This window comes from Streptomyces caelestis, from assembly GCF_001279005.1.
Lineage (GTDB): Bacteria > Actinomycetota > Actinomycetes > Streptomycetales > Streptomycetaceae > Streptomyces > Streptomyces heliomycini.
The window spans coordinates 142,718-151,195 of the sequence record NZ_LGCN01000108.1 but is presented as its reverse complement, the minus strand read 5'-3'; the positions used below and the strand labels follow the sequence as shown (position 1 = coordinate 151,195).

5 protein-coding genes are annotated in these 8,478 nt (G+C 73.2%); 2 read left to right on the top strand and 3 right to left on the bottom strand.

The features are described from left to right. Positions 1 to 677 precede the first annotated feature (677 nt). Positions 678 to 1,160: a DUF456 domain-containing protein gene (locus ADK41_RS10735; RefSeq protein WP_030828183.1), complete on the top strand. Its 483-nt coding sequence runs from the start codon at positions 678 to 680 to the stop codon at positions 1,158 to 1,160. Between the two features lie 9 nt (positions 1,161 to 1,169). Here the strand turns inward: ADK41_RS10735 and ADK41_RS10730 are convergent, their stop codons facing one another. The 3 genes from ADK41_RS10730 to rsgA are packed head-to-tail and all read right to left on the bottom strand — an operon-like array spanning position 1,170 to position 4,213. Next, a complete protein-coding gene (locus ADK41_RS10730; RefSeq protein ID WP_030828185.1) occupies positions 1,170 to 1,661 on the bottom strand; it encodes a methylated-DNA--[protein]-cysteine S-methyltransferase in 492 nt (163 codons plus the stop codon). Continuing rightward, a complete protein-coding gene (locus tag ADK41_RS10725) occupies positions 1,661 to 3,052 on the bottom strand; it encodes a bifunctional transcriptional activator/DNA repair enzyme AdaA (RefSeq protein ID WP_030828189.1) in 1,392 nt (463 codons plus the stop codon). Before ADK41_RS10725 ends, ADK41_RS10730 begins: the two co-directional genes overlap by 1 nt. Before the next feature lie 60 nt (positions 3,053 to 3,112). Then, complete coding sequence (rsgA, locus tag ADK41_RS10720) at positions 3,113 to 4,213, bottom strand: ribosome small subunit-dependent GTPase A (RefSeq protein ID WP_030828192.1); 1,101 nt, start codon at positions 4,211 to 4,213, stop codon at positions 3,113 to 3,115. Between the two features lie 467 nt (positions 4,214 to 4,680). Here rsgA and ADK41_RS40715 point away from each other — a divergent pair, with 467 nt between their 5' ends. Further along, the gene (locus ADK41_RS40715) at positions 4,681 to 8,370 is read left to right on the top strand and encodes an NACHT domain-containing protein (RefSeq protein ID WP_030828195.1); all 3,690 of its coding nucleotides are present in this window, start codon (positions 4,681 to 4,683) and stop codon (positions 8,368 to 8,370) included. Positions 8,371 to 8,478 lie beyond the last annotated feature (108 nt).

Sequence of the window (8,478 nt, the reverse complement as noted above, 5' to 3'; positions counted from 1 at the left end):
ACCGGCCTCCTGCACCCTGGACTGATGGGAGCGTGGGACCTCCTGCTCGCCGGACTGGTGCTCCTGCTCGGGCTGTGGGGAGTGCTGCTGCCGGGGGTGGGGGCGGTGGGCGGCGGTGACGGTCGGGGCCGGGGCGGGCGGCCGGTCCCCGGGGGGGCGGCCGCCGGGTCCGCGGCCCCGGCGGGCGGGGGGTCCCAGGGGGCGCGGGGCGGGGGCCCGGCGGGCCGGGGCGGGAGGTCCGCCGGGGCGGCGGGAGGGGCCGGGCGGGGGGCCGGGACCGGCGGGGCGGGGGGGGGGCCGGCCGGGGCGGGCCCGTCCGCGTCCAGCGCGCCGGACGCCGAGGCGAAGCGGTCGTCCAGGGAATCGGGCGCCGGTGCGGGGCCCGTGTCGCCGGTGGCGTCGTCGTACAGCCGCCCCCACCAGTCGTCCTCGGGACCGGTGGGCCTTCCCCCCTGCTGGCTCATGCCCCCGATTGTCCACCGCGCGGGCCGGAGGGAAACGGGGCATCGGGAAAATCCCCGCCCCGCGGCGCGCCCCGGACGGCCGGCCGGGTGAATAGTGGGACGGCTGTGCGAGGCGGGGCCGCCGGGACCGTTCCGTTCCGCGTTGTCCACCGGCCTCCTGCACCCTGGACTGATGGGAGCGTGGGACCTACCGGCCTCCTGCACCCTGGACTGATGGGAGCGTGGGACCTCCTGCTCGCCGGACTGGTGCTCCTGCTCGGGCTGTGGGGAGTGCTGCTGCCGGGGGTGCCCGGGTCGTGGCTGGTGTGGGCCGGGGTCCTGTGGTGGGCGCTGAAGGACCCGCGGCCCGTCGCGTGGTGGGTGTGCGTGGGGGCGACCGTGGTGCTGTTCCTGTCCCAGGTGGTGCGCTGGACGCTGCCGCCCCGCCGGCTGCGGGCGAGCGGCGACGACGCCCGGATGCTCGCGTACGCGGGCGGCGGCTCGTTCCTCGGTTTCGTGCTGCTCCCCGTGGTGGGCGCGGTCCCGGGCTTCCTCGCCGGGGCCTACCTCTGCGAGCGGCTCCGGCTGGGCCGCCGCCGCGAGGCGACGGCGGCGCTGTGGACGGCGATGCGCTCGGGCGGCTGGAGCGTGCTGACGGAGCTGTTCACCTGCCAGCTGATCACGGCGGCGTGGCTGGGCGCGGTCTTCTGGGGCTGACCCGCCGGCTCACGGCCGCAGCACGCCCTCGTGGGTGAGCAGCCGCACCTTCCGCTCCAGCCCGCCCGCGTATCCGGTCAGCGAGCCGTCGGCGCCGATCACCCGGTGGCAGGGGCGGACGATGAGCAGCGGGTTCGCGCCGATCGCGCCGCCGACGGCCCGCACGGCGGCGCGGGGCGCGCCGATCCGGGCCGCGATCTCGCCGTAGGACACGGTCGCCCCGTAGGGGACGTCGTCGAGCGCGGCCCACACCTTCTCCCGGAACGGGGTGCCGACGGCGCTCACGGCCAGCCGGAACTCCTTGAGGCCGCCGGCGAAGTACGCGGTGAGCTGCCGCTCGGCCTCGCGGAACGGTCCGGGGTCCCGCCGCCAGTCGTCCGCGGGCGTACGCCCGCCCTTCTGCCCGGGCACGGACAGCGAGGTCAGTTCGCCGGTCGGGGCGGCGGTGAGCAGCAGCGGTCCGACGGGGCTGTCCACACGCGTCCAGTACGTGGTCATCATCACTCCAACTCCCCTGCTGCGCGCAGGTGGTTCAGGGCGTACGAGCGCCAGGGGCGCCAGGTGTCGGGGACGCCGGGTCCGGGCGGGGCCACGTCCGGGTCGCCGAGCGCGCGGGTGCGGATCTCGGCGATCGTACGGGCGTCGAGGCCGGGGACGGCGGCCAGGGCGCCCTCGGCGTCGTCCCGGTCGGCGCCGGGGCCGAGGCGTACGGCGCCGTCGGCGAGGGCGGCGGTGAGTGCGCCCGGGGCGCCGTCGGGCTCGGCCCCGGCGAGGACGGCGGCTTCGGGGAACAGGTGGGTGAGGGTGCCGCAGGGGGCGTCGAGCCGCTTGCCGTAGCGCTGGACCAGCCGTGCGGCCTCGTCCCGGCCCACCAGCGCCCGCACCGCCAGTTCGTCCGGGTCGGCGGCGCCCGGTGAGCGCAGTCCGGGCCGGGCGGCGACCAGCGGGGCGAGGCGGGCGTCGGCGCCGAGCCGTTCGTCGACGGCGTACGGGTCGGCGTCCAGGTCGAACAGCCGCCGCAGGCGTTGGACGGCGGTGGTCAGGTCGCGGGGGTCGGTGAGGTGGACGCGGGCGTCGAGCCAGCCGCCGGGGCGGGTGCCCGGCCCGGTGTGCGGGCGTTCGTCCACGGCGGCGATGCCGGTGCCGTGGGGCAGGCGCAGGGTGCGCCGGTAGGTGCGGGCGCCCGGGGCGCCGCTCACGTCCTCGACGCCGGGGACGGCCTCGCGTTCCAGCAGGTCGAAGACGGGGCCCGCCTGGTAGGGGCCGCGGTGGGCGAGCCGCAGGGGGATTCCGGCGGACGGGGTGGCGGTGCGCGCGGCGGCCCGGCCCCGGCGGGGCGCGGCGGCGCGCAGCCCGCTGGGGGTGGTGGCGTACACGGCCCGCACGGTGTCGTTGAACTGCCGCACGCTGGCGAACCCGGCGGCGAAGGCGATCTCGGTGACCGGCAGCCCGGTGGTCTGCAGGAGCACGCGCGCGGCGTGCGCCCGCTGGGCGCGGGCGAGCGCGACGGGCCCGGCGCCGAGCTCGCCGGTGAGCTGGCGCTGCACCTGGCGGGCGCTGTAGCCGAGCCGTGCGGCGAGTCCGGCGACGCCCTCCCGGTCGACGACGCCGTCGGCGATCAGCCGCATGGCCCGGCCGACGACGTCGGCCCGCACGTTCCACTCGGCGGAGCCGGGCACGGCGTCCGGGCGGCAGCGCCGGCAGGCGCGGAACCCGGAGCCCTGCGCGGCGGCGGCGGTCTCGAAGAACCGCACGTTGTGCCGTCTCGGGGTGACGGCGGGGCAGCTGGGCCGGCAGTAGACGCCGGTCGTCGCCACGGCGAAGAAGAACGCCCCGTCGAACCGGGCGTCCCGGCTGCGCACCGCCTCGTACCTGCTGTCCTCGTCCTTCACACCGTCCAGTCTCCGCCGGCCGGGGAGCCCCGGCTGGCGGAAATCGGACAGGGAGGTGTGTCAGCTCGGGCGGCCCTGTTGTTTGGCCCTCAGCGCCGCCCTGCCGATGGCGTTCTTGCGCTTCCAGTCCCTGCGGAGCTCCGCACGGAGCCTGGCGTCGGTCTTGGCGACGATGTACTGGTTCTCCCGGAGCAGCTTGCGGTAGCTGTCCAGGCGGCGCTGCGGCAGGGCGCCGGTCCCGACGGCGTCGAGGACCGCGCAGCCCGGCTCGCTCTCGTGGGCGCAGTCGTGGAACCGGCAGTCCCCGGCGAGCTCCTCGATCTCGGCGAACACCTGGCCGACGCCGGCGCCGGCGTCCCACAGGCCGACGCCCCGCAGTCCCGGCGTGTCGATGAGGACTCCCCCGCCGGGCAGCACCAGCAGGTTGCGGGTGGTCGTGGTGTGGCGGCCCTTGCCGTCGACGTCCCGGACGCCCTGTACGTCCATCACGTCCTCGCCGAGGAGCGCGTTGGCGAGGGTGGACTTGCCCGCGCCGGACTGCCCGAGCAGTACCGACGTGCCGCCGGAGACCAGCGCGGTGAGGACGTCGAGTCCGTCCCCGTCGACCGCGCTGACGGTGAGCACCGGGACGCCCGGTGCGCTGGTCTCCACGTCCTGGACGAGGTGAGCACGGGTCACCGCGTCCGGCACCAGGTCGGCCTTGGTGAGGACGACCACCGGCTGCGCCCCGGACTCCCAGGCGAGCGCGAGGAAGCGCTCGATCCGGGCCAGGTCGAGTTCGGCGGCGAGGGAGACGGCGACGACGGCGTGGTCGACGTTGGCGGCGAGGATCTGCCCCTCGGACCGCTTGGAGGAGGTGGAGCGCACGAAGGCGGTGCGACGCGGCAGGTACGCGCGGACGTAGCGCGGGTTCCCGCCGGGTTCGACGGCGACCCAGTCGCCCGTGCACACGACCCGCAGGGGGTCGTGCGGGGTGACGAAGGCGGTGTCGGCGTGCAGGACGCCGCCGGCGGTGACGACGTCGCACCGGCCGCGGTCGACCCGGACCACGCGCCCGGGCAGCAGTCCTTCGGCGTCGTGGGGGGCGAACGCGTCCGCCCATGCGTCGTCCCAGCCGTACGGGGCGAGCGCGGAGGAAGTGGCAGGAGAGAGGTGACTCAAGGGGGTGGCCCTTCAGGTGGGTGGCCCCGGCGGCCGCGCGTACGCAGGCACGTACGCGGGCGGAGTGGAAGAGGTCAGCCGGTGGCCAGGGAGGTGGACGTGACGGATTCGCGAATGCGGGCAGCGCCCAGCGCAACGACAGTCATCGGTCAACACCTCCCGCTCCTCGCTCGAATCGGCACCCTCGACGGCCGGCAACCCCGGTCGCCGAACACCGTAGACCCACACTAGGGGTACCGCCGGCCCGGGTGCCACCACTTTTCTCGTCACCGGCCGGAAGGTGGGCGGGGAGCGGAGCACCCCCGCCTGAGTGGCACGATCCGCCGGCCCTGACGAATATGGAGGGCAGAGGGCGCTTGCGCCGGCTTCTGCGTCCGGGGGCGAGACGAAAGGCCGCGACCGAGCGGTCGCGTCGCGGCACGCCGACCGTCCGGGAAGTCCCCCGGACGAGCAAGCGGAGGGGCTCTATGAGGAGCAGTATCAGGCCTCCGAAGTTCAAGCTGGTCACGGGAGAGAAGCAGGAGGAAGGCCCGTTCCACCGGCCATGGGCCTCTCTGAAGCGTCCGTTCGTCTCCGGTTTCTGGCACGTCCGCGCGCGGATGCTCCTCAAGAGGGGCGCCACGGAGCCGAAGAGGTGGCGGAGTCGTCGTCTCAGCTTGATCCTCGTGCTGTCCGTGCTCAGCGTGGCCCTGCTGCTCTGGTTGATCAGGGCGGTGTGGGCGTTGGTCGCCACCTCCCTGAAGTCGTCGACGACGCCTGACCGGAGCGCTCCGCCCCCGGGATGGAAGGGGCCGGGGGGATTCGATCCGGACCGGGTGTGCAGCACCATCGGAATGTCCTGCGGCGCCGTCACCGGTGTGGTGACGCCACTGGTGGTACTGGCGGCGTCGACGATGCTGTTCCTGGTCTGGAGGGTGATGCGGATCCGCAGGTACTGCCGGCACGAGGTCAAGCGACACCCCACCCGCTACGTACCGACGGCGGGCAGCCTTCTGGGAGAGGTCGTGGGCCGCGACCGGCTCTGCACCGCGATCATGAACAACCTGCGGGACAACGCCGTTCGCCGCCCCCATGTCGTGGTCGGAGAAGTGGGAACCGGCAAGACCGCGGTACTGGTCCGGCTCGCCCAGAAGCTGGCGGAGAAGGGGGCTGTCCCCATCCCGGTCCAACTGCGGGACGCACAGAGGGCACTGGACTTCTCGGAACTGGCACGGACGCGCTTCGAGGAGATCGTCAAACCGAAGGCCCGGTCCAGCGGCGAGGTCGACCGCATCTGGCGGTGGCTCCGGCAGCGTCAGGACCGGATCGTGGTGCTCGCCGACGGTCTGGAGGAGGCGCTGAACCACGAGGAGGTGAGGGGAGAACGTGACAATCTGATCCGGAACGCCATCCGGAAAGCGGGCGAGGAATGTCTCCCGCTGGTCATCGCCTCCCGGCCGCACAACCCGCTGCGGGCCATGCAGGCGGCCATCACGGAGCTCGAGCCACTGAACGCGGAGGCCGCGCTCGAATACATCTCCGCCAATGGAACCTGGCGTCAGGACATCCCCGTGCTCGACGAGATCGTCGAGGTCGCGCGGATGGCGGACTCCCCTTTGTACATGCGTGTCGCGAGGGACCTGCACGCACATGAGCTCCTGCAGAGCCTGTGGCATGGATTCGACAGCGAGACCCGTAGGGACAGCTGGGGCGTGCGCGCGGGTCTCCTCGACCAATGGGTGGAGGCCCTGGCCGAGGGCATGGTGCACCCGGAGCTGCCGCTCAACGAGGGGACGAGGAGGGCGGTGATCGCCTATGTGTCCGCGCTCGCCTGCATAGGCCTCGCCTCGGACCGTGCCGACATCGCACTCGCGGAGCTCGATCCCACGGCTGCCGGCCTCGTCGACGCCCGGCCGGACGGTCTGTCACCACCGCAGCCACACGAAGGGCGATGGAACGACCTCGTCGCCGCGGAGCTGGACCGGTACATCGAGGAACTCCTGTGGGTACCGCACTGCTTCTCCGGAACGGCGGAGTGCCTGGAGGGGCCCTCGATGGACGTCCAGCTGGCAGCGACCTGGGGAACCCGTATGGGTCTGCTCCAGGAGACCGGACGATCGGTTCGCTTCCAGCACAGTGTGCTGCAGGCCTACCTCGGCTCCCGCTATCTGCAATCGATCGTCGAAGCGGCACTGCCGGTGCCGGAATCCGCTGGTGGGCGCCTGCGCCACGCCTCCGCCCACCTCGCGTCCCAGGGCGGTGCCGGAACCTTGGTGGAAACGTACTGGGACCATAGGGCCCTCCGCGAGGCCGTACGTCTCGGCGGCCGGGAGCTGCTCATCGCACTGACCCTCTACTCCCGTTCGGCGCGCCGCCGTTGCGGGTGCTCCGACGGCCGGGTGCGGCGGGACTGCCCGGTCGCTCTGATGCGCGAACTCCTGGTCGACGAGGCACGGAAGCTGCTCGGGGACGCCGATGCCGCGGAGCAGTTGGCCGCGCGGCGCAGCCGGCAACTCCGCGACCAGCTCCATCTCGCCGAACACGGAAGCCCCAGGGCGAGGGCCATGGAGCTCTACGGCACCGCCGTGGAGATCGACAGTGTCGACGCCGTCCCTCGGCACGAGGAGGTGACGGAGGCGCTGTGCCATGACTGGCTGCGGCTGAGCCGGGGAGAGGACGCGGCCCGACTGCGCGAGGCGAAGCTCTCCGCCGTCATGAAGTGCGGGGCGGCCGCGCGCCGCGTGGGGCGCTCCGGCCTTCGGGTCGATTACACGCGGCTCATGGACATCTGCCGGAAGGAGCCCGATGACCAGGTGCGGGTGGCCATCGCCCAGGAGGTCGGAAGCGGGGGGCAGCAGGCCTACGCTTCCCTCGCCGACCGGCTTCGCCGGCTGCCCAGTGCGGTGAAGGTGAAACGGGCGGCGAACGAACCGGAGAGCGACGGCCTCGACGGCCGGACTCGGGGGGTCTCCGCCCGTTCCGGGTGTCCAGGTGACGACGGGCCCCACACGGATCAGGGCCGAGCCCGGCACGACCGCATCCGGGTCGAGGACGAAACACTGGGGGAACTCCAGGAGTGGCGCGGTGAGACCGTCCAGGCCTCGCTCCTTCCCCTGCTCGCCCTCTCGACGGGACGGGCGGACCACGCCCACAGCCCTCTGCATGACCTGCAGAAGTGGATCGACGTGGCCATCGGGGAGGAACGGGGCCGGAACCGGCTGTTGGTGTCGGGCCATCACACGGAGCTCGGTATGGCGCTGGCCCAGGGTTTCAAGTACGCCGCCAACCGCAGGCCGCTCAAGAGCTCGGGAACGGACACCGTCCGGGAGAGCCTGAAGGAGAAGGCGCGGAACATGCTGAACCGGACGTCGTTCTGGTACACGCGGCTGACACTCGTCCAGGCCCTTGCCCTGTGGGAACTGCCGGACGATGTCTCCGCGGACCAACCGATGAGCGGCAGGGGATCGATCGGTGCGTGGCGGCCCGACACGTCGGGCCGTCAGGAACATCCGCTGGTCCGTGCGGCCACGGGTCTCGCGGTCCGCGCCCTCCAGACCCGGCGCCCGGAACGGTTCCTGTGGATCGACGAGGCCGCCACGGTCGGTGTGATCGGCACCGAGGTGTGTCTTCCGTACGAGCAGCGCGCCCACAACCTCTGGATCCCGCCGTCGACGGGATGGAGCACACTCGATCCCACGGCTCAGCAACTGCTGGCGGACGTCGTGCTGCTCCTCGCCCTGGAAACCGGCCGCCACCGGCCCACGAGGCAGTTCCGTGCCCTGGGAGAGCGGACGGCCCGCCGCTGCCCTGCGCAGCTCCCCCACTGCCTGGCGAAGGACCGTTCCCTTCTCGAGCCCGCGCCGTCGACGGCGGGTGACTCGAACAGGCCCCAGCCGGGCGCCCCGGACGCGGGGCGGCACTGCGCGGAGAAGAAGTGCGGCATGCGGATGTGTCCGTACCCGAGGAAGGTGGAGGCGCTGAGCATCGAGTTCAGCGAGGTCTTCTGTCTGCACCAGCGGGAGCTGCTGGAGCTGCGGCAGCCGCGGTCATGGCTGTACTGCCGCTTGCGGCAGGCACCCTGGCAGCGCCACGTCCCCATCGTCGACATGCGTCGCTTCTGGGACCGCATGCAGGACCGGGCGCGGGACGTCCATTCCGACAAGGACGACCAGAGCTGACGCCGGCGCGGCGGGCCGGGCGCCCGACGGTCAAGGCGTGTCCGGCTGATCATGTGGCTGATCCTGTACCGATCCGGTCCGGGGGGTCGGGAGGGACACAAGGAAGCG